20 protein-coding genes are annotated in these 25301 nt (G+C 74.4%); 7 read left to right on the top strand and 13 right to left on the bottom strand.

Annotated elements, in window-relative coordinates; translation table 11 throughout:
• Window positions 1-24 precede the first annotated feature (24 nt).
• Entirely contained in the window at window positions 25-1281 is a 1257-nt protein-coding gene (locus tag V6V16_RS07025; protein ID WP_334560641.1) for an MFS transporter, read from the bottom strand.
• 34 nt (window positions 1282-1315) lie between these two features.
• Complete coding sequence (locus V6V16_RS07030; protein WP_334560642.1) at window positions 1316-2467, bottom strand: SagB/ThcOx family dehydrogenase; 1152 nt, start codon at window positions 2465-2467, stop codon at window positions 1316-1318.
• A gap of 669 nt (window positions 2468-3136) precedes the next feature.
• Between V6V16_RS07030 and V6V16_RS07035 the strand changes: the two genes are divergently transcribed.
• Window positions 3137-4201, top strand: coding sequence for a golvesin C-terminal-like domain-containing protein (locus V6V16_RS07035; RefSeq protein ID WP_334560644.1), 1065 nt, complete (start codon window positions 3137-3139; stop codon window positions 4199-4201).
• Between the two features lie 221 nt (window positions 4202-4422).
• Here the strand turns inward: V6V16_RS07035 and V6V16_RS07040 are convergent, their stop codons facing one another.
• Together V6V16_RS07040 and V6V16_RS07045 are read right to left on the bottom strand one after the other, a co-directional pair.
• The gene (locus V6V16_RS07040) at window positions 4423-4953 is read right to left on the bottom strand and encodes an SRPBCC family protein (protein WP_334560646.1); all 531 of its coding nucleotides are present in this window, start codon (window positions 4951-4953) and stop codon (window positions 4423-4425) included.
• A 267-nt stretch (window positions 4954-5220) separates the two neighbouring features.
• Window positions 5221-6159 carry a DMT family transporter gene (locus V6V16_RS07045; RefSeq protein WP_334560648.1) on the bottom strand — a complete coding sequence of 313 codons (939 nt, stop codon included), beginning with the start codon at window positions 6157-6159 and terminating at the stop codon, window positions 5221-5223.
• On the opposite strand from V6V16_RS07045, the gene V6V16_RS07050 reads away from it, so the two are divergent.
• Window positions 6158-7564 (top strand): aminotransferase-like domain-containing protein, encoded by a 1407-nt coding sequence (locus tag V6V16_RS07050; protein ID WP_334560649.1) that lies wholly within the window; start codon window positions 6158-6160, stop codon window positions 7562-7564. The genes V6V16_RS07045 and V6V16_RS07050 overlap by 2 nt on opposite strands.
• A 4-nt stretch (window positions 7565-7568) precedes the next feature.
• On the opposite strand, the gene V6V16_RS07055 is transcribed toward V6V16_RS07050, so the two are convergent.
• Window positions 7569-8915 carry an alpha/beta fold hydrolase gene (locus tag V6V16_RS07055; protein WP_334560650.1) on the bottom strand — a complete coding sequence of 449 codons (1347 nt, stop codon included), beginning with the start codon at window positions 8913-8915 and terminating at the stop codon, window positions 7569-7571.
• A 229-nt stretch (window positions 8916-9144) separates the two neighbouring features.
• Between V6V16_RS07055 and V6V16_RS07060 the strand changes: the two genes are divergently transcribed.
• Both V6V16_RS07060 and V6V16_RS07065 read left to right on the top strand, forming a co-directional pair.
• The gene (locus tag V6V16_RS07060; protein WP_334560651.1) at window positions 9145-10521 is read left to right on the top strand and encodes an FAD-dependent oxidoreductase; all 1377 of its coding nucleotides are present in this window, start codon (window positions 9145-9147) and stop codon (window positions 10519-10521) included.
• Window positions 10522-11069: 548 nt separating this feature from the next.
• A complete protein-coding gene (locus V6V16_RS07065; protein ID WP_334560652.1) occupies window positions 11070-12653 on the top strand; it encodes a DHA2 family efflux MFS transporter permease subunit in 1584 nt (527 codons plus the stop codon).
• An 81-nt stretch (window positions 12654-12734) separates the two neighbouring features.
• Here V6V16_RS07065 and V6V16_RS07070 read toward each other — a convergent pair whose 3' ends face one another.
• The gene (locus V6V16_RS07070) at window positions 12735-13634 is read right to left on the bottom strand and encodes a bile acid:sodium symporter family protein (protein WP_334560654.1); all 900 of its coding nucleotides are present in this window, start codon (window positions 13632-13634) and stop codon (window positions 12735-12737) included.
• A gap of 285 nt (window positions 13635-13919) precedes the next feature.
• On the opposite strand from V6V16_RS07070, the gene V6V16_RS07075 reads away from it, so the two are divergent.
• Window positions 13920-14897 (top strand): NAD(P)H-binding protein, encoded by a 978-nt coding sequence (locus V6V16_RS07075; RefSeq protein WP_334560657.1) that lies wholly within the window; start codon window positions 13920-13922, stop codon window positions 14895-14897.
• A 47-nt stretch (window positions 14898-14944) separates the two neighbouring features.
• On the opposite strand, the gene V6V16_RS07080 is transcribed toward V6V16_RS07075, so the two are convergent.
• From V6V16_RS07080 to V6V16_RS07095, 4 genes are all read right to left on the bottom strand, one after another.
• Complete coding sequence (locus tag V6V16_RS07080) at window positions 14945-16075, bottom strand: DNA glycosylase AlkZ-like family protein (protein ID WP_334560660.1); 1131 nt, start codon at window positions 16073-16075, stop codon at window positions 14945-14947.
• 200 nt (window positions 16076-16275) lie between these two features.
• Entirely contained in the window at window positions 16276-17538 is a 1263-nt protein-coding gene (locus tag V6V16_RS07085) for a family 16 glycosylhydrolase (RefSeq protein ID WP_334560662.1), read from the bottom strand.
• Between the two features lie 89 nt (window positions 17539-17627).
• Window positions 17628-19175, bottom strand: a complete 1548-nt coding sequence (locus V6V16_RS07090; protein ID WP_442934044.1) for a ricin-type beta-trefoil lectin domain protein — start codon at window positions 19173-19175, stop codon at window positions 17628-17630.
• Between the two features lie 164 nt (window positions 19176-19339).
• Window positions 19340-20116 carry an IclR family transcriptional regulator gene (locus tag V6V16_RS07095; RefSeq protein ID WP_334560664.1) on the bottom strand — a complete coding sequence of 259 codons (777 nt, stop codon included), beginning with the start codon at window positions 20114-20116 and terminating at the stop codon, window positions 19340-19342.
• Between the two features lie 54 nt (window positions 20117-20170).
• On the opposite strand from V6V16_RS07095, the gene eda reads away from it, so the two are divergent.
• Window positions 20171-20836: a bifunctional 4-hydroxy-2-oxoglutarate aldolase/2-dehydro-3-deoxy-phosphogluconate aldolase gene (gene eda / locus V6V16_RS07100; protein WP_334560666.1), complete on the top strand. Its 666-nt coding sequence runs from the start codon at window positions 20171-20173 to the stop codon at window positions 20834-20836.
• Between the two features lie 2 nt (window positions 20837-20838).
• Window positions 20839-21933, top strand: coding sequence for a sugar kinase (locus tag V6V16_RS07105; protein WP_334560667.1), 1095 nt, complete (start codon window positions 20839-20841; stop codon window positions 21931-21933).
• 127 nt (window positions 21934-22060) lie between these two features.
• Here the strand turns inward: V6V16_RS07105 and V6V16_RS07110 are convergent, their stop codons facing one another.
• Genes V6V16_RS07110 through V6V16_RS07120 form a run of 3 tightly spaced genes read right to left on the bottom strand, consistent with a single transcriptional unit; the run spans window position 22061 to window position 25055 of the window.
• Window positions 22061-23101, bottom strand: a complete 1041-nt coding sequence (locus V6V16_RS07110) for an acyl-CoA dehydrogenase family protein (RefSeq protein ID WP_334560669.1) — start codon at window positions 23099-23101, stop codon at window positions 22061-22063.
• A complete protein-coding gene (locus V6V16_RS07115) occupies window positions 23098-24225 on the bottom strand; it encodes an acyl-CoA dehydrogenase family protein (RefSeq protein ID WP_334560671.1) in 1128 nt (375 codons plus the stop codon). The genes V6V16_RS07110 and V6V16_RS07115 overlap by 4 nt, the downstream gene beginning before the upstream one ends.
• Before the next feature lie 29 nt (window positions 24226-24254).
• Window positions 24255-25055, bottom strand: coding sequence for a crotonase/enoyl-CoA hydratase family protein (locus tag V6V16_RS07120; RefSeq protein ID WP_334560673.1), 801 nt, complete (start codon window positions 25053-25055; stop codon window positions 24255-24257).
• Between the last annotated feature and the right edge of the window lie 246 nt (window positions 25056-25301).

Here is a 25301-nt window from a genome sequence, read left to right on the forward strand (position 1 = left end):
GGGGCCGACCCCACCGGCGGCGGTTCAGCCGGCGGGACGCTCCGGCGTCGTGGCGCGGGCGGGGTCGCTGAAGGTGCCGACGCCGGGTACCAGCAGGGTGAGGGCGCTGGCCGCGGCGGTCAGCGCGGCCGCCGCGAGCAGGGTGGGCCGAACCCCGAACGCCGCGACGGCGGGCCCGGTCAGGGCGTAGCCGACCGGCAGCAGGGCGAAGGCGCTGAGCTGGTCCAGGGCGAGGGTCTTGCCGAGCATCTCGGCGGGGATCTCGCGTTGCAGGGCGGAGAGCCAGTAGATGAAGTAGATCTCCACGACGAACCCGCCGACGGCGAAGCAGAGCGCCGTGACGGGCAACGGCAGGGCGAAGGCGAGGCTGGCGGGCAGGGCGGCGTAGCTGGTCAGGGCGAGCATGCTGACCGTGCCGGGGCGTCGGGGCCGCCACCGGCCCGCCAGGGCGATGGCCGGCAGGGCTCCGGCCGCCGCGGCGGCGAGGACGAGCCCGTACGCGAGTTCGCCGCCGAGTCGTTCCGCGGCGACCAGCGGCAGCAGCGTCAGGCTCGGGGCGGTGCCGGCGAAGAGTTGGACCGCCACGGCGGCCATCACGGCGACGACCCACGGGCGGTGCCGGACGGTGGCGATGCCGGCCGCGGCGTCGGCCAGGACGCTGCTCCGGGCCCGGGTGCCGGCGGCGACGTCGCGCACGCCCAGCACCGCGAGGGCGCCGGTGGCGAAGAGCAGGGCGGCCAGGCCCAGCGCGGCGTGGATACCGATGGCCGTGACGATCGCGGCGCCGGCGAGCGCCCCGAGCAGGGTCGCGGAGCGCTGCACCGCGGCCACCAGGGCGTTGCCGCGTTCGAGCAGGGCGACCGGGAGCAGCGCCGGGATCAGGGACCGCATGGCCGGCCGGGACAGGGCCTCGGCCACGCCGGAGAGCGCGGTGACGACGCCGAGCGCGACCAGGGGCAGGTTGTCGAGGGCGAGCAGCGTGCCGAGGACGACGGCGGTGCGCATCAGGTCGGCGGTGAACAGGATCCGGGGCCGCGAGACCCGGTCGGCGAGGATGCCGCCGGCGAGCAGGCAGACCACCAGGGCGATCGCCCGGCCGGCGAGGATGACGGCGATGGTGCCGGCGCCGGCGCCGCGTTGCACGGCGTAGAGGGCGAACGCGACCGGCAGGACCTGGTCGGCGACCGCACCGGCGGACTGGCTCGCCCACACCCGCAGGAACCGTGGATGCCCGCTCAGCTTCTCCACGGTCCTGGTGGCGGGGGTGGTGGGCGCGCTCATCGCGCGGCGCCCGCCCGGTGCCGGCCGGCCGGGCTCATCCGACCCCCTCCGGGCCGGCCGGCAGGTCGGCGGGGGAACGGTGCGCGCTGACGGGGAGCCGGGCCGGCGGCGGATGCCGCAGCCCGCCGGGGAAGGCGTCGTCGGCGGGAGCGGGGTTGCCGGCGGCGAGCAGGTACGTGGCGAACTCGTGGTCGGCGTCCACGCCGAGCAGCGCCTCCACGCCGCTGTCGTGGAACGCCACGGTCTGGAACGGCGCCAGGCCGAGCGCGGTGCAGGTCAGCGCAAAGGTCTGCCCGTAGTGGCCGGCGTCGTACATCCACAGCCGGTAGGCCCGCGGATGCCGGTACTTCCAGGACAGCCGGGCGGCGACGGTGGTGGTGAGGCAGGTGAAGGCCCCCTCGTAGGAGGGCGCCTGCTCGTAGGCCAGGGCGGCGACGCGCTGCCGGTCCACGCCGGCGTCGAGCAGTTCGAGGCGGTGCACCTCGGGAGCGTAGTGGTAGAGGCCGGGCGGCACGCCGGTGACGTCGAAGACGGCGACGTAGCACTCGACCTCGTGCCGGCCGCCGGCGGAGGCGCTGATCCGGCCCTGCTGCGGGCCGAACACGCCGCCGTCGAGGAATCGCTGCGGCGCGAACGTGCAGGCCAGAACGGTGGCGAGGGCGTCGACGCCGACCGGGGTGCCGGCGAACTCCCGGTGGGTACGGCGGGCGGCGAACACGTCCTCGACGGGCGTACGCAGCGGCAGGGTGCGCCGGGGAAGGTGAACGGCCGGCGCGTCCGGGTAGCGCTTGAACGGTGCCGGGGGTTCGCCGTCGGAGGCGATCCGCGTGGCGGTGGCGTCGCGTCGCGGCGAGTCCACGAGGTAGTTGGCGTCGCGGGCCTCGGTGTGCATGCGCGACGCGATGGGTCCCCAGTGCCGCCAGACGGGGGGAGGGTCGGCGTCGTCGGTCTCGGCGACGAGGATGCCGGCGTCGCGCAGCGCGTGGACCGCCTTGGTGGCAGCCGCGGCGGCGTCGCCGCCGAACTGGGCGGCGAGCTCGTCGACGTGGGTGAAGTCGTCGAGGCGCTGCAGGAGGTTCATCAGGTCGGGGGTGACGCGCAGCCATCGGCGTTGACCGGGCAGGGCGATCATCAGTCCGCCGCTGTCCCAGCGGCAGACGAGCTGGTCGCGGCGGCGTACCCGCATTTCGATGTGCCTTTCGACGGTAGTCGTAAATGAACGGGATGGTGCCGGACCCGCGTACGGGTCCGGCACCGGGCACGTCAGACGGCCCCGTGGTTCAGCACTTCCTCGTTCGTCTCGACGATCACGATGTCAAACGCCATGGCGCTTACCTCCTCTCCGAAACGGCGGGCTCGGTGCCTCCCGGGACGCGACCGGATCTGTGCAGACCGGAGCGGGTGTCCAGGGGGACAGTGGGGGCCGCGGAGCAGGGACGCGTAATGCGGTCGGCCGACCGGTCCGCGAAGTGGGAAAGCCGCTTCCGGCGCGCTTCCGGAGCCTCCACGGAAATGGTGGAGAAGCGTCCGAGAAATCGTGCCGTCACAACCGCTCCCGTCGTCCGCGCTCACGTGGCGTACAGAGAAGTTAACGAATGCGTGAACCGCTGCCAAGGGGCGGCGGGAAGCCGTCCGTCGGCCGAGAGTGAGATTCGAGCGGGATGCGAGGCGGCCGCGAGGGCGGCGGCCGGGGCGTGCCGTCGAGGCGTCGGCCGTCGCCGCCCCGGTCCGCCGACGCGAGGGAGAAAACCTTCAGTAGCTGGGTCATCCGGCGTAGGCATCTTTCAGATCGCATCGAAGGTCCGCTATATTGCGGGCGTTGTCGATCTCTCCGGCTCTGGATGGCGAGGTACTCATGCGCGATCACCCGACGCTTCGGCGGCGCACCCTGTTGGCGGCCCTCGCCGGGGCCGCGGCCGTGCCCGTCGTCGCCGGCCCCGCCCGGGCCGCGTTGCCCAAGGTCTACCTCGACCCGGGACACGGCGGCACCGACCCCGGGGCGGTCGGCAACGGGCTGCAGGAGAAGGCCCTGACACTGGACATCGCCCTGCAACTGCGCAGCATCCTGCTGGCCAGCTGGAACGTCGACATCCGGATGTCGCGTACGACCGACATCACCCGCAGCCTCGCCTACCGCACCGACGACGCCAACGCGTGGGGCGCCGACGTCTTCGTCAGCGTGCACATCAACTCCGGCGGCGGCACCGGCTTCGAGAGCTACCGGTACCCGACGGCCGACGCCGCCACCGTCAACCTGCACAACGCGGTGCACCCGCGGGTGGTCGCCGGCATGCGATCGGTCGGCTCGATCACCGACCGGGGCCTGAAGACGGCGAACTTCCACGTGCTGCGCGAGACGAACATGCCCGCGATCCTCACCGAGAACCTCTTCATCGACACCCTCGCCGACGCGAACCTGCTCAAGCGGGCCGACCTCATCACCGCCACCGCCCGGGGCCACGCCCAGGGCATCGCCGCCTATCTCGGTCTGGGCGGCACCAATCCGCCCGCCTTCAGCACCACCGTGGACAACGCCACCGCCGGCCGCTTCACGGCGAGCACCAACTGGGGCACCTCCACGTACTCGGCCCAGCGCTACGGGGCCGACTACCGGTTCGCCAACCCGACGCCCGTCAGCGACGCCGCCTGGTTCAAGGTCGACATCCCGGCCGCCGGCAACTACCAGATCGAGGTACGGCATCCGGCCGACCCCGGTTACAGCAGCTCCGCCCCGCACGTCGTCGTCACCGCCTCGGGCAACCAGACGGTCAACGTGGACCAGCGCTCCGGCGGCGGCGTCTGGCGCTCACTCGGCACCTTCCCCCTGGCCGCGGGCGACCGCAACCTGGTGGCGGTGAGCCGGTGGACCAACGCCACGGGCTACGTCGTGGCCGACGCCGTCCGGGTCACCCGGAGGTAGCGGTCGGTCGGCGCCCGGACGTGGGAGAGGGCCGCGATGCCGGCTCGCGGACCGGCTACTGCGTGCACGTCGGCCGGTCCCGCAGCGCGGCCCTCGGAAGGAGGCCGTGCCGGCGGGCCTATCCGCCGATCGGTGGCTGACCTGGCCACCCGGACGTCCGCGCCGACCGCGTCAGCGCGGGGGAGCCCCCGACCGGCGGTGGCCGGGGGCCTCGGCGGCGGTCAGCGCGGCTTCTCGGCGAGGTTCCGGATGCCGTGCAACGTGGCGGTCATGCCCTCGCGCAGGGCCGCCGTCCGGCGTTCGATGATCTCCTCCTCCTGCTCGGGGGCCTGGTCGATGATCAGGCTGAGCCCGGTGCGGCCGGGACCGATCCGCACGGAGTGGGACAGCCGGCAGCCGCCGTCCTCGGCAGTGAGCCGGAACTGCCAGGAGGCGCCCGGGTGCTCCGGGTCGGCGGTGCCGCCGCCGAACCGGTTGTCGGGGTCGAGCACCACCCAACCGATGAGGCGCGGTTCGTCCAACTGCACGATGTGCGAGATGGTGCGCCACTCGCCCAGCGCGGGGTGGTGGTTGTAACCCTCGAACCGGGCGCCGAGCGTCGGCCCCTGCCTGTCGTCCAGCCACCGCACCCGTTGCAGTTCCGGGCTGAACCGTGCGGGTAGCTCGATGTCCGTGACCAGCTCCCACACCGTGGCGGGGTCGGCCGCCAGGTGGAGTTCACACTCGACCGTCGGGCCGTCGACGTAGCGCACGGCACCCTCCTTCGCGTCCTCGGGCCTCAGATCCTCCCACTGAACCCGCCGCCGTAGGGGGCGGCGAGGCTCGCCGATGGCGCCCGCGGCGGCCCGGGCCGGGGCGGGTCCACACCCGCCCGTCGCCGGGTGGCGCCCGGCGGGGTCGACTGTGGACGCCAAGCCGCCGCACGGTGCGTGGGACGGTCGACCGGGGCGGGCGCGTCGGGCCGCCGGGCATCGCGTCGAGGATCGCCAGCCGGGTGCCGTGCGGCGGGGCCCGGCCGGTCACGCGTCCCGGGCGCCGGGTGCCGGCACGCCGCCGCGGTGGCGCTGGGTCAGCACGACGCAGGCGAGCACCAGCAGCGCCGCGCCGACCGGGGCCCCGCCGACGGCCTCGCCGACCAGCAGCGCCGACCAGGCCAGGGTGAGGACGGGCTGGGTGAGCTGCACCTGCCCGATCCGGGCGACGCCCCCGCGAGCGAGGCCCGCGTACCAGGCGAAGAAGCCCAGGAGCATGGAGACGGCGGTGAGGTAGCCGAAGGCCGTCCAGGCGCCCGCGCCGGCGTGCGGCGGGCGGAGCGTGGCGGCCACGACGGTGACGGGCAAGGTGACGGGCAGCGAGAGCAGCAGCGCCCAGCAGATCGTCCTGGCGCCGCCCAGCTCGCGGGCGAGCGCGCCGCCCTCGGCGTATCCCAGGCCGCAGAGCGCGACCGCCGCCAGCAGGTAGAGGTCGGAGTGGGACAGGGCGCCGCCCACCGTGCCGCTGACCACCAGGAAGGCGAGCACCGCCAGCAGCCCGCCGGCGCTGGCGATCCAGAACGGCGGCGGCGGGCGCTCGCCGGCGCGCAGCACCGCGAACACCGCGGTCATCGCGGGCAGCACGGCGATGACGACCGCGCCGTGCGCGGAGGTCTGCGTCGTCAGCGCCAGCGAGGTGAAGAGGGGGAAACCGACGACGACGCCGAGCGCGACCACCGACAGGCGACGCCACTGCGCGGGGCTCGGCCGGGGCGCGCCGGTGCGGCCCAGGTACCCCCATGCCAGCAGCGCCGCGCCGACGGCACGGCCGAAGGCCACGAACCAGGGGTCGAGTTCCTGCACGGCGACGCGGGTCATGGGCAGCGACATGCTGAAGGCCAGTACGCCCACCGCGCCCAGCGCGAGCCCGACGCCGTGGTCCGCTGTTACCGGCCTCCGGGCCGTAACGCTACTCTGGTCTCTCATGGAGAACGGTAACGCGGCCGAGCGCGTCATTCAAGATCTGCGCGGCCTCGTGGCCGGCGCGGCACCGGGGGAGCGGCTGCCCTCCGTGCGGGAGTTGACCGCGAGGCACCGCGCCTCCCCGGTGACCGTCACCGACGCGATCCGCCGACTGGCGGCGGAGGGACTGATCGAGGCGCGGGCCGGCCGGGGCACGTTCGTGGCCGCCGCGCCCGGCCCGCGGCGGACGCCGGACCTGTCCTGGCAGACCGTGGCGCTCGGCCCTCGACCGCCCGGCGAGGAGGACATGCAGGCGTTACTGGCGTTACCGCCCACGGGCGCGATCCCGCTCTCCGGCGGCTACCTCGACCCGGACCTGCAACCGGCCGCCGCGCTGGGCGCCGCGCTCGCCCGCGCCGCCCGGCAGCCCGCGTCGTGGCAACGCGGCCCGACGGAGGGACGCGAGGACCTGCGGGCCTGGTTCGCCCGCGAGTCCGGCGGCGGGCTGAACGCCGGCGACATGGTGATCTGCCCGGGCGGGCAGGCCGCGCTCTCCTCCGCGCTGCGCGCCCTCGCCGTCGCCGGTGACACCCTGCTCGTCGAGTCGCCGACCTATCTCGGCGCGCTGGCCGCGGCCCGCGCGGCGGGGCTGCGGGTCGTCCCCGTCCCCGCCGACGCCGACGGGGTGCGACCCGACCAGCTGGCCGCCGCGTTCGCCCGTACCGGCGCCCGGTTGTTCTACTGCCAGCCGCTGTACGCCAACCCCAGCGGCGCCACCCTGTCGCCGGACCGCCGGGCCGAGGTCCGCGCCGCCGTGCGCGCCGCCGGGGCGTTCCTGATCGAGGACGACTACGCCCGGGACCTCGCGCTCGACGGCGAGGCCCCGCCCCCGCTGGCCGCCGACGACCCGGACGGACACGTCGTCCACCTGCGCTCCCTGACCAAGTCGGCCGCGCCGGGGCTCCGCGTAGCCGCGATCGGCGCCCGCGGCCCGGCCGGCGCCCGGCTGCGGGCGGCCCGCCTGCTCGACGACTTCTTCGTGGCCGGCCCCCTCCAGCAGGCCACGCTGGAGTTCGTCACCTCGCCGGCCTGGGCGCGTCACCGCCGCGCCGTGCGTACGGCGCTGCGGGCACGGCGCGCGGCGCTGCTGGCCGCCCTGCGGCGGCACCTGCCCCCGCTCGTCCCGCAGGCGGTGCCGCGTGGCGGCCTGCACCTGTGGGCCCGCCTGCCGGACGGCACCGACGAGGTGGCGCTGGCCGCCGCCGCGGCCAACGAGGGCGTCGTGGTCTTTCCCGGGCGGCCGTGGTATCCCGCCGAACCCCCGGCGGCGCACCTGCGCCTCACCTACGCGGCCGCGCCGCCGGAGCTCATGGACGAGGCGGTGCGCAGGCTGGCCCGGGCCCTGGGCGGCCGAACGGCGTCCTCCTGACCGGTCAGACGTCGTCCACGCCCACCGTCACGCGGTGGGCGCTGGACCTCCAGTTGGGCAGGGTGAGCACGTCGTACCCGCCGCCGCGCTGGCGCACCACGACGGACACGACGCCGGGGCGTGCCGGCGCGGCCGGGATGAAGACGTCCATGCCCGTCATGAAGGTCTGGCCGAAGAACTCCGGCAGCGGGGCGGTCAGGTCGGTGACGCCGTCACTGCCGTCGTCGAAGGCGAAGATGGCGATCACCCTCTTCGCGCGGGGCGTGTTCGCCGCGTTCAGGACGTCCCGCCCGTTGATCCACAGGTGGTCGCCGGCGTGGCCCTGGTCGCCCCACCACTCCTTCTGGCGCTGGATCGTCAGCGCCGTGTGCCGGTCGCTGGTGTCGACCAGCTCGCCGAGGCCCTCACCCGGCCGGCTGGTCAGCAGGCGCACGAACGCGTCGGACCGCACGAACGGCTGGAAGTAGAAGTGGTGCGTCGCGGCGCCGGCCCGGACGACCGCGAACTCGTAGCGGGCCGAGGCGAGCACCGGCAACGGCCCGAACGAGCCGTCGCCACCCAGCGACACCCGGTACGCGGGCCGGTCCGAGAGCCGGGCGCCGGTCAGGGTGCCGACCGGGTAGACCTCGAGCGTCGCGCCGGTGACGCCGACGTTGCTCGGGAAGAAGACCGCGCGCCCGGAGACCCGGGCGGTTCCGAGGGGCTGCGGCACGATCCGCGTCGTACGCGGCGCGTGGCCCCGGAGGAACCGGAAGATCTCGCCGAACGACTCCCGCGACGAGACCGTCTGGGTGTGGGACTGCTCCGGCAGGTGGACGTTGGTCGCGCCCACGATTGCCCGCGCCGGGTCGCCCTCGCCCCAGATGGCGAGCGTGGGCACGCCCCCCGGCGGTGCCGCGGCGGGTCGCCCGTCGAGGTTGACGTAGTGCGCGACGCGGGCGGCCCGCGCCGGGGAACTGGCGAGGTAGCCCTGCGTGACGAAGGTGCCGAGCGAGTGTGCCAGCAGGTCCACCCGGTCCGCGCCGGTCGCCGCCAGCAGCCGGGAGATCCGCGCGTCCAGCCCCGCGTGGATCTGGGGCAGGGTCGAGGCGACGTTGGGCGAGTCGTACTCGTGCGCCTCGATGGCCTCGATCGGATAGCCGTTGCTGGCCAGGCGCTTGGCCTGGGTCTGGAACTGCGCCGCCGAGCCGGCGCTGCCGTGTATGAAGATCACCGGGCGGTGGCCGGGCGCGGGGGTGGCGGCCCGGGCGGAAGACGGATCGGCGGCGGCGACGGGCCCGGCGACGACGGAGCCGGCGGCGAGCGCGGCCAGGGCCAGCAGGGCGAGCAGTCTCCGGCGAGGAGTGGGCATCGATCCTCCAGGGGCGGTGGGCGGAGTTTTTGCACTCCCGACGCAAATATCCTCCCAGGGTCCCCGGCCGGCGGTCCACACCCCGCCGCGACGGTCGGGCGGGGCCACCCCGAAGCCCTTCCCTACGGGGTTTCGACAGTTGTGCGAAGATTGTCGAGTGTCGTGCCGTGCGGCCCGATCACCGGCTCGCGGCGGGCGGGCGCCACCTCGTACCCCTTGGAGAAACACGATGTCCTTCTCCCCGGCCCGGGTCTTCGCGGCGCTGAACGCGGTACGGCCCCCGGGCGAGGCGTCCCCGATCATGGCCCGTGCCGTCGTGCTCGGCGGCAGCGTCGCCGGGATGCTGGCCGCCCGGGTGCTCTCCGAACACGCGGAGAGCGTCCTCGTCGTCGACCGGGACGACCTGCAGGCGCCCGGCGGGCGGCCGGGCGTGCCACAGGGGACGCAGCTGCACGCGCTGCTGCCCGGCGGCCTCCGCCAGCTCGAGCACCTGTTCCCCGGCTTCCGCGCGGAGGCGTTGGCGCACGGGGCGGTCGAGGCTCCGCCCGCGGCCCGGCGCAGCTACCTGGACCGCCGGCTGAAGGTCGTCGTACCCGACGAGGCCGACAGCCTGGCGGGCAGCCGGCCCCTGCTGGAGGGGCTGATCCGCCGGCAGGTGCTGCGCCTGCCCAACGTCAAGACGCTCACCGCCCGGGCCACGGGTCTCGTGTTCGACGGTGCCGTGACCGTCGGGGTGCGCTGCGACGTCGGCGGCGCCTCCGGCGTCGAGCCCGCTGATCTGGTGGTGGACGCCATGGGGCGTTCGAGCAGGTTGTCCGACTGGTTGGCGCAGGCCGGCTGGGACCGGCCGGTCACCCGCCGGATGACCGTCGACCTCAACTACGCCACGGCCCTGTTCCGGCGCGACGAGGCTCGCCCGGATCCCGCGGTCGTGATGGCCCTGCACAGTCCCGGGACCTCGTCGGACGTGGCCGGGGCCGCGTTCTTCGCCGTCGAGGACGGCCGCTGGATGGCCATGATGGCCGGCTACGGGGAGAGCCGTCCGGGGCGCACCGCGGCGGACTTCGTACGCCGGCTGCGCGAGGACTTCCCGCCGGAGTTCGCCGAGGTCGCCGGGAAGGAGCTGCTCGGCGACGTCCGGACCTACCGGCACGCCGACAGCCGACGCCGGGACTTCCACGGGCTGCGGCGGTTTCCGGCGGGGCTCGTCGGCGTCGGCGACGCGGTCGCCTCGTTCAATCCCGTGTACGGGCAGGGGATGACGGCGGCGGCCCTGCACGCGGCCTGCCTGTCGACGTACCTGCGCTCCGAGCCGGATCTCGGCAGGCCCGCGCGTCGGTTCTTCGCCGCGCAGAAGGTCGTGGTCGACGCCGCCTGGTCGACGTCGACCTCCGCCGACCTGGCGCTGCCCCACGTCACCGGGCCCTACCCGCGCGGCTACCGGCTCTCCAGCTGGCTCGGCCGGCAGATCCTCACGGCGACGGTCACGGACGTGCCGACCGCACGCCGGTTCAACGACGTCGTCTCCATGCGCGAACACCCGAGTTCGCTGGCCAGGCCCGGCGTGATCCTGGGCGCCCTGCGCGCCAACCGCCGGGCCCGCTGAGAGGCGGCCGGCGGATCGGTCCGAGAGCGGCCGGCCGCCGACGCGGCCGCGCTCGTCGGCGGCCCGCCCCGGGCGGCGTGGTCCGGCGCTCGGAGGCGGCCCGCGCCGCCCCGGCGGACCGCCCCTTCGCCTCGTAGCGCCGGCCCTTGGCCTCCCCTCGACCGTTCGCACAGCCTTCCCGGCCGTTCGCCCCGCCCCGTCGACCGTCCGTCTCGTCGGCCCGCCGTTCGCCTCGCTCCGCCGGCCCGTTCGCCTCGCTCCGCCGGCCGATGGTCGGCGTCCGCCGGGCTGGTCCGGTGGCCGGAGCCGGCCCGGCCCGGGGCCGTGGCGGGCGCCACATCCGGCCGGTCGGAAACGGTACGCCGATCGTCGGTGCCGGTCGTTAGTCTGCCTGCGGACTGCTCGTACGTGACAGCTCACAGACGACCGGTCGACGCAGGGCCACCGGCCGGCGCCAACGGTCTACGGCCACCGGTCACCGGCAGCGCCACCGTCACCGGTGCGCGCCGCCGCCCGTCCACGGCCACAACGGGGATTCAGGAGACTTCGTGACACAGCAATCCATCGCGACCTCGGACAAGCTCGACGCCTCGGTGCTCAAGGTGGCGGGAGTCGTCGTCCTGGGCGCGATCATGTCGATCCTCGACGTGACGGTCGTCAGCGTCGCGCTGCCGACCTTCCAGCGCGAGTTCGACGCGACCTACGCCGAGGTCGCCTGGACGATGACCGCCTACACGCTGGCGTTGGCCACGGTCATCCCGCTCAGCGGCTGGGCCGCCGACCGGTTCGGCACCAAGCGGCTCTACATGATCGCGCTGGCCCTGTTCACGATCGGGTCCGGGCTGTGCGCCAACGCGGACACGATCGGGCAGCTGATCGGCTACCGCGTGCTCCAGGGCCTCGGCGGCGGCATGCTCATGCCGCTGGGCATGACGATCATGACCCGGGCGGCCGGGCCGCACCGGATCGGCCGGTTGATGGCCGTCCTCGGCATCCCGATGCTGCTCGGGCCCATCGGGGGCCCGATCCTCGGCGGCTGGTTGATCGACACGGCGAGCTGGCACTGGATCTTCCTGATCAACCTGCCGATCGGCGCGGCGGGTCTCGTCTACGCCGCGCTGGCGCTGCCGAAGGACGCCCCGGAGCCGTCCGAGTCGTTCGACTTCCTCGGCATGCTGATGCTCTCGCCGGGCCTCGCCCTCTTCCTCTACGGCGTCTCCACGCTGCCCGAGACGGGCACCTTCGCCGACACCGAGGTGTGGGCGCCGATGCTGGTCGGCGGGCTGCTCGTCGTCGCCTTCGTCGTCTACTCCTTCCGGCCCCGGCACCCGCTGCTGGACCTGCGGCTCTTCACCAACCGCAACCTCACCCTCGCGTCCCTGACCCTGTTCGTGTTCGTCATCGCGTTCATGGGCGCGGGCCTGCTCTTCCCGAGCTACTTCCTGCAGGTGCGCGGGGAGACGACGCTGACCGCCGGCCTGCTGATGGCCCCCCAGGGCCTCGGCGCGATGGTGACCATGCCGGTGGCCGGGATGCTGGCCGACCGGATGCCCGTCGGGCGTACCGTGCCCTTCGCGCTGGGCCTCATCGCCCTCGGGTTCTTCGCCTTCACCCAGGTCGACACGGAGACGTCGTACGTGCTGCTCTGCGGGTCGCTCTTCGTGATGGGCCTGGGCATGGGCGGCACCATGATGCCGATCATGACCTCCGCGCTGAAGACCCTCAGCGCCCACGAGGTGGCCCGCGGCTCCACCCTGGTCAACATCCTCCAGCAGATCGCGGGCTCCGTCGGCGCCGCGACGATGTCGGTGATCCTCACCAACGAGCTGAACGGCTCCCGGCCGCTGCCCGGGGTGACCGACCCGAACGGCGAGCCGGTGACCGAGGCCGGCCTCGCCACCACCCTCCAGATGCAGCCGGAACTGGCGCAGCAGTTCCCGGTCGAACCGTCGATCCTCGAACGCGGCCTCGACTTCGCCGCCAACTCGTTCGCCAACACGTTCTGGGTCGCGTTCGCGCTGGTGCTGCTCACGTTCGTCCCGGTGGCGTTCCTGCCCCGCCGGCGCGAGCCGTCGCACCTGCTCGACGACGGGCAGGGCGGCCCGGCGAGGACCCCCGTCGCCATCCACTGACACACCGGCCGGGGCACCTCCGGCGGCGCACGCGAGCGGCGGGGCAGCGCCCCGCCGCTCGCGCGTACCCGTCCGGGGCGGCTACGCCGCCGGGGTCGGCTCCGGCGTGCGGTCGGCCGTGGTCCTGTCGCGGCGGGCCGCGACGAGGCCGAAGAGCGCGGCGGTGAAGAACATCAGGGTGCCGTAGATGGCCGACGGCATCGCGATGTCACTGTTGTTCAGCAGGGCCGGGCTGAGCCCGATCGTGATGGCCAGCGTGGCGTTGTGCAGACCGATCTCGAACGACGACGCGACGGACTCCCGGTGCCCGACGCGCAACAGGCGCGGCGCCGCGTACCCGATGGCCAGGCTGATCAGGTTGAACAGCAGGGCGATGAGGCCGACGGCGCCGAGGGTCTCGGCGAACTCCTCCCTGACGCCGAGCACCGCGCCGACGATCACCACGGCCAGGACCACGACGGAGAGGATGCGCACCGGTCGCTGCATGCGCGCGGCGAACGCCGGACGGCGCCGACGGACGATCATCCCGATGGCGATCGGGATGAGCACCAGCGCGAACACCTGGAGCACCTTGCCGAACTGGAGGCCGATCGAGCCGTCCGAGCCCATGAACTCCGCGAGGGAGAGGTTGACGATCAGGGGCAGGGTGAACAGGGCGAGCACCGAGTTGATGGCGGTCAGGGTGACGTTGAGCGCGACGTTTCCCTTGAACAGGTGGCTGTAGAGGCTCGCGGTGCTACCGCCGGGGGAGGCGGCGAGCAACATCATCCCCACGGCCAGTTCCGGGCGCAGGTCGGCGGCGAGCACCAGGCCCAGGCAGATGGCCGGCAGGATGAGCATCTGGCAGACCAGGGAGACGAACACGGCCCGGGGGTAGGCGACGACCCGGCGGAAGTCGTCCACGGTCAGGGTGAGCCCGAGCCCGAGCATGACGATGCCCAGCGCGACGGGGAAGAGCACGATCGACAAACCGGAACTCACGGCGGTGGGCCTCCTGATCGTGGTGCCAAAATTTCACCGGATCCTGACACCACGACCGGGTCCCCGGCATCTCGTCACGTGCGCAATTCCCATGTCAGTCTGGGGTTGACCGGCCGAGGGTCAGGGCCTGTCGCCTCGGTCAGACACATCGAGCCGCGTGCCGGTCGCTGGTAGGGTGCCGCTACGTCGATCCGCAGCCCCGCCCGCGTCGTACGGCCCGATCGGGCCGTGTCGTCGCCCCGGGCCGGGTGCAAGATCTCCACCGAGTCGCCGGAGGGTCTTGCCATGCGTGGATCACCACGGGCCGAGAGGACGACGCCGGGGCGGGGCGGGTGCCTGCTGACCGTCGTCGAGCCCAGCAAGCGGGAAGGCGGCAGCCCGACCGGGGTCGTCGGGCGGTGCCTGGCCCGGCAGCTGCTCGCCGCGGGCCGGCCCGTACGCGTGCTCGCCGAGCCGGGCCAGCGCGGCGGCTGGCCGGACGGGACCGCGCTGGTCGAGGGCTCCATCACCCGGCCCGGGGAGTGCGCCGACGCGTTCGTCGGGGTCGACGCGGTCTTCCTCGCCGGCGCGCACCCGTCGACCGCCGCGCAGGCGTTGTCGCTGATGCGGGACGCCGGCGTCCGCAAGGTCGTCCTGCTCTCCTCGCACGGACCGGAGTACGAGCAGGCCAATCCGCCGGAGACCTGGTTCTGGCTGGCGGTGGAGAAGGCGGTCGAGGGCTCCGGCCTGGCCTGGACCCACGTCCGGCCGTCGGCGGTGATGGGCGCCGTCGTCGAGGGGACCTACCCGGCGACCGGGTCGGACTGGCCGGAGACCGTCCGGGCCGAGGGCGTGGTCCGCGAGGCGTTCCTGCGCGAGGGGCACTACCCGTTCATCCACGAGGAGGACCTGGCCGCCGTCGCGGCCGCCGCCCTGGTCGGCGACGCCTACACCGGCACGGTCCTGGAGGCCGTGGGGTTGCCGTTGAGCACCCGGTCGCGGGTGCGGAGCATCGCCGCCGCCACCGGTCGCGACGTGCGGACGGTCGAGCTGACGCCCGCCGAGAGCGCGGCGGTCTGGCGCGGTCGCGGCTGGCCGGACGGCGCCATCGAGGTGACGCTCTACGCCCTGGCCGAGTACGGCAGGCGGCACGCCGAACTCGTGCGGTGGACGCTGGACCAGCGGCTGTCGGTACGCGACATCATCGGCCGCCCGTTACGCGGCTTCGACGAGTGGGCGGCCCGGCACGTCGCCCTCTTCGCCGACCCGGATCCACCTCGCTGAGCCGGGCGCGCGGCTGCGGCTCTTCGCCGGCGGCCGCCCCGAGCAGCTCACGGGTGTGCCGCCGGCACCGCCCGCGGCACGGTGGCGCGGGTGGCCGGGCCGCCGACGGTCAGGCCCAGCCACGCGGCGAGGTCCCGGAGTTCGTCGCGCACCGCCTCGGTCATCGCGCCGGTGAAGGGTACGTCCCGGTGGATCGCGTCCACACGCAGGACGCCCGCCCCGCGGTCGGCTGCGGCGTCCACCTTCCCGACGAGGCGGTCGTGGTGCAGGATCGGCAGGGCGAAGTAGCCCCAGCGGCGCTTCGCCCTCGGCTTGTACATCTCCAGCAGGTACTCGAAGCCGAACAGCTCCGCGATCCGGGGCCGGTCGTGCACCAGGCGGTCGAACGGGGAGAGCAGGGCGGTGCGTCCGCGGAAGGGCTGCCCTAGCGCGGCCGGGTCCACCCGCCACGTCCCGGGGAGGCCCTCGACGACCGCCCGCTCGCCGGGCAGCCCGGGGGAGTCCGGCACGCCGGGCGGAGCCTTCGCGGCCTCCCGCACGATGCCCAGCGAGCGCAGCCGCCGTTCGTCGCGGATCCGGCGGGCCTCGTCCAGCGGTACGACGGCGGTGCCGGCCGGGTAGACCCGTTCCGCCACGTCCCAGAGGCGCTGCCGGCCACGCCGCCCCGCGACCGCGACCTCGCCGCGCATCGTCAGGAACTCCAGCAGCTGAGTGACGTTGCGGTTGTTGGTCCAGCCCGTCGACGGCCACGGCACCTGGCTGGTGTCCGGGATGTCGCGCGACGGCAGCGGGCCGGCGGAGTCGAGCCGCGCCAGGACGTCGCGGCGGAACCGGTCGTTGGCCCGCAGCCACTCCCGCTGCCTCTCGTTCTCGGGCCAGACCGCCATGGCGGCGAGGAAGAGGGGCAGGTCGCTCATCGGGCGCACCATCGCGCCGTACTCGAACAGCGTCCGGTCCCGCTCCAGCGCCTCCTGGGTGTCCGCCGGCCGGTACGCGGAGCCGAGCCGGCTCCAGGCGACCAGGTCCACGTTGGGCGCCACGGCGGCCGTCGGGTCGATCTGCAACAGGGTGAGCCGCCGCACGACCGCCAGCAGGTCGGTGGGTCGCGGCGCGGTCAGCAGCTGTGCCCGTACGGCGATCCGCCGCGCCTCGTCGCGATCGAGCGTGAGCAACCCCATCGACCGAGCCTAGCGGCCCGCGCGGTCATCCCGACGGGCCGCACGGCGGCCGTGCCGGTGTCCGGCGGCGCGGCGCGCACCCGGGCGGGCGTCGCGCCGAGCCGTCGCGGGCGCCGGCAGGGCCGGTCGGGGATGGCTGCCCCCGACCGGCCCTGCCGTCGAGCGGGGCGACGGCATGCCGCCGCCCACGTGGGGTTCCGTCAGGCGCGCGACCACTTCTGGTTGGCGTCGCCGGTGCAGTCCCACAGCTGGAGCTTGCCCCCGTTGCCGGTGTTGCGGTCCCGCACGTCGACGCAGCGGTTCGCGCTGAGGTTGACCAGGTCACCGGCGGCGTTGAGGGTGAAGCGTTGCGCCGGGTTGCCGTTACAGGTGACGAGGTTGACCTCGGTGCCGTTCGCCGTGCCGGCCCAGGCCGGGTCCATGCACTTGCCCATCGCCCGGACGGTGCCGTCGGAGGCGAACGTCCAGGCCTGCGCGGCGGTGGTGTTGCAGTCCCAGATCTGCAGCCTGGCCCCGTCGACCGGGTTGGCGCTGGGGACGTCGACGCAGCGCCCGCTGAGCGCGCCCCGGATCCGGGTGGTGCCCGGCGGCGGGTTGCCGCCCGAGGTGTAGCCCGAGACGCGCACGTAGTCCACGAGCATCTGCTGCGGGAACTGGGTGGAGGCGTCCGGGTAGCCCGGCCAGTTCCCGCCTACCGCCACGTTGAGGATCATGAAGAAGGGGTGGTCGAACACCCAGCGGTTGCCGCCCAGCCGGCTCGGGTCCACCCGGTGGAACTCGACGCCGTCCAGGTACCAGATGATGGAGTTGGGTTCCCAGTCCACCCGGTAGGTGTGGAAGGCGTCGGCGAGCGGCTGGCCGATGGTGCGGCTGCCGGTGATGCCGCCGCCACCCGAGTAGCCCGGGCCGTGGATGGTGCCGTAGACGGTGTTCGGCTCCCTGCCGATGTTCTCCATGATGTCGATCTCGCCCGCGTTCGGCCAGCCCACGCTGCCCATGTCGTTGCCGAGCATCCAGAACGCCGGCCAGATGCCCTGACCCCGGGGGATCTTGATGCGGGCCTCGAAGCGGCCGTACGCCTGGGTGAAGGTCGCCGCCGTGAGCAGCCGGGCCGAGGTGTACTCGCACCGGCCGTAGTGGCACTGGTAGTTGGCCGGGTTCTCCCGGCGGGCGGTGATCACCAGGTTGCCCTGGCCGTCGTGCACGGCGTTGCTCGTACTGTTGGTGTAGTACTGCCGCTCGTTGTTGCCCCAGCCGCCGCCGCCGATGTCGAAGCGCCACTTGCTCTGGTCGACGGGGGTGCCGGCGGTCGCGTTGAACTCGTCCTGCCAGGTGATCCCCCCGATGGCGGCCTGCGCCGGTTCGGGGTGGACCGGCACGGCGAGGGCCGTGGTGGCGCCGATGATCGCGGTCGCGGCGAGGGCGAGCGCCCACGGCCGGCGGCGGGTACGGACTCTGAACATGTAGGGCCTCCTTCGACTTCGCCGGCGCGACGTCTCTCGCGGCGGACGATCGGCCGGTCGGTGCGGGCGCGACGGTGGACGGGTGCCGGTCAGCCGCGACGCCACTTCTGGTTGGCTCCGCCGACGCAGTCCCACAGGTGCAGGCGGGCGCCGTCCGAGTCGTTCCACTCCTTGATGTCGACGCACTTGTTCGCCTGCGGGTTGACCAGGTCGCCGGCCGCCGAGAGGACGAACTGCTGGGCCGCGTTGCCGCTGCAGTTGGCGATCTGGATGGCCGCGCCGTTGGCGGTGGATCCCCAGGCCACGTCCATGCACTTGTTGTTCTGGGTACGCAGCGTGCCGCCGGTGAAGGTCCACGACTGCGCGGCGGTGCCGTTGCAGGTCCAGGTCTGCAGGGGTACGCCGTCCGAGAAGTTGGAGTTCGGCACGTCGATGCAGCGGTTGTTCCAGTTGCTGATCAGCCGGCTTCCGTCGCCGCCGCCCGTGGTCACCAGGGACAGCCCGTAGACGCCGAGGATCTCGTTGACCGGCTGGAACCAGGTGGTGCCGCCCGTGGAGCAGTTGCCGGAGCCGCCGGACGTCACGCCCTGGGCCTGGTTGCCGGAGACCCAGGCCCCGCCGGAGTCGCCGCCCTCGGCGCAGGCGTTGCTGCGGGTAAGGCCCGACACCGCGCCCTGCGGGTAGTTGACGGTCTCGTTGCGGCCCAGGATGGTGCCGCAGCGCCAGCCGGTCGTACGCCCGGAGCGGCAGACCGAGCTGCCGATCGCCGCGTCCTGCGAGCCGGCGACCGTCACGTTGCCCCCGGAGTAGTTGTTCACCCAGGGCTGCGGCGTCCAGGAGCCGTTGGTGCGCACCCATCCGTAGTCGTTGCCGGGGAACGACGACCCCGCGAAAGTGCCCTGGGAGACGTTGTTGAAGCCGAGGGTCGGGCTGCCGACGCCCCCGCAGTGGCCCGCGGTGACGAAGCCGCCGACGACCGCGAAGCCGACCGAGCAGAGGGTGTTGCCGTTGATCACGTACTGGTCGCCGCCGCGGATGTCGTAGAGCGGCCGGGGCGCGTCGCCGGCTGTGACCACCCGGATCGCGTCCGCGGGGACGCCGCTGGCCCTGGCGTACGCGAGCGCCTCGTCCGTGGCGCCCGGCCGGGCCGTCACGACCACGCTGTTGCGGGCGACGTCGACGTGCCAGCCGTGGACGTCACGGGGGTCGGCGGCGGCGGTGCGCCGGTCGAGGGCGCGCTTGACCGCGTCGAGGGCGCGTTCGCTGCGGGCGACGACCGTGACGTCGGCGCCCTCGGCGCGCACGGTCGTGGCGAGCGCCGCGTCCGTGACGGCGACGGTGAGGCGCTGCCCGCCGGCCGGGATCCACGCGCCGGCGAACGCCGTGCCGAGCTTCGTCCGCAGGCGCCGCTCGACCACCGGCGCCGCCGCCTCGGTGCGCAGGCGTTCGTCGACCTGGGCGGGGGTGAGGCCGAGGTCGCGGCGCATCGCCTCGACCAGGGCGGGGCTGAGGTCGGCAGCGGCGGCGCGGGCCGGGGCAGCGGGGGGAGTGTCGCTCGCGTGGCCCGCCGCCGGGGCGAGGCCGACGAGCAGGAGGGCGGTGGCGACGGGGGTGAGCACGCGCAGTCTTCGAGACAAGAGGGTCCTCCCGGGTGCGGCGAGGTGGCAGACGGAGTCAGAGAGCGCTCTCTTCAAAGAAGTCTGTCGATATACCGACACATCTGTCAAGAAGGTTGCCAGTTGTTACGGGAAGGTCGCCGCGGGCCAGGTCGGGTGGGGCCGGTCGGCCGGGCCGCGTCGGATCAGGCGGGGGAGAGCAGGCCGCGCGCCGCCTCGACCTGGTCGACCGCCCGGCGCAGGGCGGCGACGATCCGGTCCTCGCCCGCGGCGCCGAGCCGGGCCACCGGCACCGACAGGCTGATCGCGTCGGTCGCCGGCGTCGCCAGGGGCACGGCGGTGGCGAAGCAGACGATCCCCTCGGTGTTCTCCTGGCGGTCGACCGCGTACCCGCGCTGCCGGACGGCGGCGAGTTCGGCGCGCAGCGCGTCCGGCTCGGTGATGGTGTGCGCGGTGAGGGCCGGCAGCGGCCGGGCCAGCAGCCGGTCGAGCGCCTCGTCCGGCTGCCCGGCGAGCAGCGCCTTGCCCAGGGCGGTGGCGTGGGCCGGGAGTTGCCGGCCGATCGCGCTGTAGAGCCGTAGCGGGTGCACCGACTCGCGCTTGGCGAGGTAGACGATGTGCGTGCCGTCCAGCCGTCCGAGGTGGACGGTCTCGCCGAACTGCCGTGCCAGGTCGTCGAGCACCCCGCCGAGCAGGCCCACGGTGTCGTCGCTGGTGAGGTATGCGGCGCCGACCTGGAGGGCGCGTACGCCGAGCCCGAAGCGGGTGCCGGTCGGGTCGCTCTCCACCCAGCCGCGCTGGGCCATGGTGCGCAGGATGCCGTGCAGGCTGCTCTTCGGGATGTCCAGCGCCCGGGCCAGGTCGACCAGGGACCGCCGCTGCGGCGAGTCGGCCAGCGCCTCCAGCACCTCCAGCGTCCGGGTGGAGGACTTCACCGGTTGGAACCCGCCGGGCAGCGTCATGACCGCCACTGTAGCGGGGTTGACAGCCGGGCCGACGCGGCTAGGGTCGCATATGTGACTGGCGTACAGAGTGATGAACAAAGGCGGGCGGTCGCGTCGGCCGTCGGCGCGGCCCGGATCCTGCCGGTGGTGGTGCTCGACGACGCCCGCGACGCCGCCCCGCTCGCCGAGGCGCTGGCGCGGGGCGGGCTGGGCTGCGCCGAGGTGACCTTCCGCACCGACGCCGCCGCCGACGCGATCCGCGTGATGGCCGAGCGGCCCGACCTGCTCGTCGGCGCCGGCACCGTGCTGACCCCGGCCCAGGTCGACCGGGCCGTCGAGGCCGGCGCCCGGTTCGTCGTCACCCCCGGGTTCTCCCCGGCGGTCGTGCGGCGCTGCCAGGAGCTGGGCCTGCCCGTCTTCCCCGGCGTCGCCACCGGCACCGAGATCCAGATGGCCCTCGACGCCGGGCTCGACACCGTCAAGTTCTTCCCCGCCGAGCAGCTCGGCGGCGTGCCGATGATCAAGGCTCTGGCCGCGCCGTTCCGCTCGGTCCGGTTCATCCCCACCGGCGGGGTCAACACCGGCAACCTCGGCGACTACCTCGCGGTGCCCGCGGTGCTCGCGGTCGGTGGCACCTGGATGGTCGCCCCGGACCTGATCGCCGCCGGGCGCTGGGACGAGGTCGCCGCCCGCACCGCCGCGGCCGTCGAGGCCGCCCGACCCGCCCCGGAGGCCTGACCGTGCTCCCGATCCGTCCGGCCGGCGAGTGCCGGTACGACCTGGTCTCCCTCGGCGAGATCATGCTCCGGCTCGACCCGGGCGAGGGCCGGGTGCGCACGGCCCGCACCTTCCGGGCCTACGAGGGGGGCGGCGAGTACAACGTGGCACGCGGCCTGCGCCGCTGTTTCGGCCTGCGCACCGCCGTGGTCACCGCGTTCGCCGACAACGAGGTGGGCCGGCTGCTGGAGGACCTCGTGCTGCAGGGCGGGGTGGACACGTCGCTGGTGACCTGGCTGCCCTACGACGGGATCGGGCGCACCGTCCGCAACGGCCTGAACTTCACCGAGCGCGGCTTCGGCGTCCGGGGCGCCGTCGGCACCTCCGACCGTGGCCACAGCGCCGCCAGCCAGCTCCGGCCCGACCAGGTGGACTGGGACCACCTGTTCGGCACGCTGGGCGTGCGGTGGCTGCACACCGGCGGCATCTACGCCGCCCTCTCCGAGACCACCCCGGAGACGATGGAGGCCGCCATGGCCGCCGCCGCCCGGCACGGCACCGTCGTCTCCTACGACCTGAACTACCGGCCCAGCCTCTGGAAGGCGGCGGGCGGGCAGGCCCGCGCGCGGGAGGTCAACCGCCGGCTGGCCCGCTACGTCGACGTGATGATCGGCAACGAGGAGGACTTCACCGCCTCGCTGGGCTTCGAGGTGCCGGGCACCGACGCCTCCCTGTCCCACCTGGAGGTGACCAACTTCCAGCGGATGATCGAGGCGGCCACCAGGGAGTACGACAACTTCAAGGTCGTCGCCACCACCCTGCGTGCGGTCCGCACCGCCACCGTCAACGACTGGGGCGCGATCGCCTGGGCCGACGGGCGGTTCGTCGAGGCGACGCACCGGCCCGGTCTGGAGATCATGGACCGGGTCGGCGGGGGCGACAGCTTCGCCTCCGGCCTGATCTACGGGCTGCTGGAGAAGGGCGACCTGGCCACGGCCGTCGAGTACGGCGCGGCGCACGGCGCGCTCGCGATGACCACGCCGGGCGACACGTCGATGGCCAGCCTGCGCGAGGTGGAGGCGCTCGTCCGGGGTGCCGGAGCGCGCGTGCAGCGCTGAGCGCACCCGGGACCGCCGGGCGGGCGGGGTCGGGTCGGTGTGGCAGGTAGGTGGGCCCGCCGGCCCGGTGCGGCCGTGCGGCGCCGCCGCCCGGGCGGCGGCGGCCCGCGGGCTCGGCCCGGGCGCGTCAGGCCGGGGGCGTCCCCGGGCCGTCCTGGCTGATCAGCGCCCAGACCCCGTCGGTGCCGTCGGCGTCGAGGGCGGCCCGGGTCAGCAGTTCGTCCCAGTGCTGCACGGAGCCGAACTCGGAGCGCCAGGCGAGCACCGGCCGGGTCAGCCCGTGCAGCTCGTGTTCGTGGGTGGTGCCGACGGCGCCGTGCACCTGGTGGGCGTTGCGGACCACCACCGTCGCGGCGTGCCCGACGCAGGACCGGGCCACGGCGACCGCGAAGGGCAGGCCGTCGTCGTCGCCGTGCGCCGCGCGGAGCACCGCGGCGTCCGTGGCGACGCGCGCCAGCGACGTCTCGGCGGCTATGTCCGCCACCAGGGCCTGCACGGCCTGGAAGGCGGCCAACGGCCGCCCGAACTGCGTCCGGGCGGTGGTGTGCGCGACGCAGAGCTCCAGGATCCGCTCCATCGCGGCGCACGTCTGCACCGCCCGGGCGAGCGCCCCCCGCAGCAGCAGCCGGTCGGCGACGTCCGCGTCGACCGGAACCCCGTCGAGCGCGTCGAGGTCGACCGCGACCGCGTCGCGGGGTTCGCCCGCCACGCTCTCGGTCTCGGTGACCGCGACCGCGGCGGCCGGCACGTCGGCCACCCGCCAGCCGCCCGGGCCCGGAAAGAGCGCGACGACGCGCGCGGCGGCGCGCGCCCACGGCACCGCCCTGGCCCGCCCGCGCGGGTCCAGCACGCAGGCGGTACGCAGGGCGGCGTCCGCCGGCAGCCCCGCCCGCTCCAGCAGCCAGCCGGCCAGCAGGTCGTGCTCGGCCAGCGGCAGCGGCACCGCGTGCCGGGCCGCCGCGGCCAGCAACGCCGCCGCCTCCGGCCAGCCGGCGCCCGCGCCGTGCGGCTCGGCCCCGGTGAGCCGGGTCAGCCCCAGCGACTCCAGCAGGCCCCACAGCTCGACGTCGAGCGTCGCGACGAGCCCGGTCCGCGTCGGCCGGTGCGGCGCGAACACCGATTCCAACAGGTCGACCAGGACGGGGTCGACCCGCTCCGGCCCGGTCATCGCCGCATCCCCAGCCCCCGCGCGATGACGCCGCGCAGGATCTCGTTGGTGCCACCGCGCAGCGTGAACCCGGGCCGCTGGAGCAGGCCGGCGGCGAGCAGGTCGGTGAACCGTCCCGGCAGGTCCGCCCGGTCGCCGGAGAGCAGGTCGGCGTGCTCGACGACGTCGCCCTCGGTCGCCGTGCCCAGCAGCTTGACCAGCGCGGCGGCGGTGTCCGCCGGCTCGCCGCGTTCCAGGGCGCCGGAGACCGCCAGCGACATCTGGTGCAGGCCGGCGAGCCGGGCCACGTACCGCCCGGTGTCGGTGTGCCGGGGCAGGAGGCCCGCCCGCACCCCCGCCGCCGTCTCGGCGAGCAGCGGCAACGTGGAGAGGAACCGCTCGGGCCCGCTGCGCTCGTAGCCCAGCTCGGAGTTGACCTGCCGCCAGCCGGCGCCGATCTCGCCGAGCACCATGTCGTCCGGGACGAGGACGTCGTCGAGGAAGACCTCATTGAAGTGCCGGGCGCCGTTCATCGAGGTGATCGGGCGGACGGTGACCCCGGGGCCGCGCAGGTCGACGATGAACTGACTCAGCCCGGCGTGCCGGTCCGCGGTGTCCAGCGGCGCGGACCGGGCCAGCGCGAAGAACGCGTGCGCCCGGTGCGCGCCGGAGGTCCAGACCTTCGTCCCGGTGAGCCGCCAGCCGCCGTCCACCCGGACCGCCCGGGTGCGGACGCTGGCCAGGTCCGAGCCCGAGTCCGGCTCGCTCATGCCGATGCCGAAGTAGCACTCGCCCCGGGCGATGGCCGGCAGGAAACGCCGCTTCTGCGCCTCGGTGCCGAACCTCAGCAGCGTCGGCGCGATCTGCCGGTCGGCGACCCAGTGCGCGGCGACGGGAGCGCCGACCGCGAGCAGCTCCTCGGTGACGACGAAGCGGTGCAGGAAGGTCCGGCCGTGCCCGCCGTACCGGGTGGGGATCGTCATGCCCACCCAGCCCCGGGCGGCGAGGGCACGGGTGAAGTCCTCGTCCCAGCGGGTCAGCCAGGTGTCCACGCCCGGTGTGAACACGCCCCGCGCGATCTGCTCGCGGAGGAACTCGCGTACCCGCCCCCGGAGGGCGGCCAGCTCCGGCGGCGGCGTCGTCACCGGCGGCACCAGCCGGCTGCCCGACCCGCTCACTCGCCGGTGAAGCGCGGTTCGCGCCGGTCGAGGAAGGCCCGGACCGCCTCGTCGTGGTCCCGGGTCTGGTGCGCCAGGGCCTGCATCGCGGCGGAGAGTTCGAGGATGCTGTCGAGGCTCTGGTGCTGGGCCTCGCGCAGCAGCTTCTTGGCCATCCGTACGGCGTGCGGGGGGTTCGCCGCCACCCGGTCGGCGAGCCGGCGCGCCTCGGTGAGCAGCTCCTCGTGCGGCACGACCCGGGAGACCAGACCCCACTCCAGGGCGGTCGCGGCGTCCACCCGGTCGCCGGTCAGCGCCATCTCGGCGGCCCGGGCGGCGCCCACGGCCCGGGGCAGCAGCCAGGCGCCCCCGTCGCCGGGGATGATGCCGAGCTTGACGAAGCTCTCGGCGAAGAACGCCCGCTCCGAGGCGATCCGCAGGTCGCACATGAGCGCCAGGTCGCAGCCGGCGCCGACCGCCGCCCCGTTCACCGCCGCGATCAGCGGCACGTCGCACGCGTACATCGCCCGGGGGATCCGCTGGATGCCGCGCCGGTATCCGTCGCGCAGCTCGTGCGGGGCGCCGCCGAAGAGGCCGACCCGGTCCGCCATGTCCTTGACGTTGCCGCCGGCGGAGAAGGCGCTGCCCGCGCCGGTGAGGACGACCGCCCGGACGCTCCGGTCGGCGTTGACCGCGTCGACCCGGGCGACCAGCGCGTCGATCACGTCGTCGCCGGAGATCGGGTTGCGGGCCTCGGGCAGGTTGATCGTCCACGTCTCGACGAAACCGTCCCGCTCGACGAGAACCGGGTCGTCCACGCGCGTCTCCTCGGTGTGCTGCTGATCTGGCCTGCCCCGAAACCAACCACAAGCCGGCCCGGCGGGCAAGGCGGGGGTGTGGGGCGACCCGTCCGCCGCTCGCGGGGCGTACGGATCATAGGGACGAATCGTCGCGAGGAGGCCGGGCGATCACAGCTGGCGGGACCTCCGGCCCGCGCCGGTGGAACTTGTGGCCGCCGGGAAACGGCGACGGGGCAACTACCGGGAGAGCGATTCGATATATTG

This window comes from Micromonospora sp. CPCC 205561 (genome assembly GCF_036906775.1).
Classification (GTDB): Bacteria; Actinomycetota; Actinomycetes; order Mycobacteriales; family Micromonosporaceae; genus Micromonospora.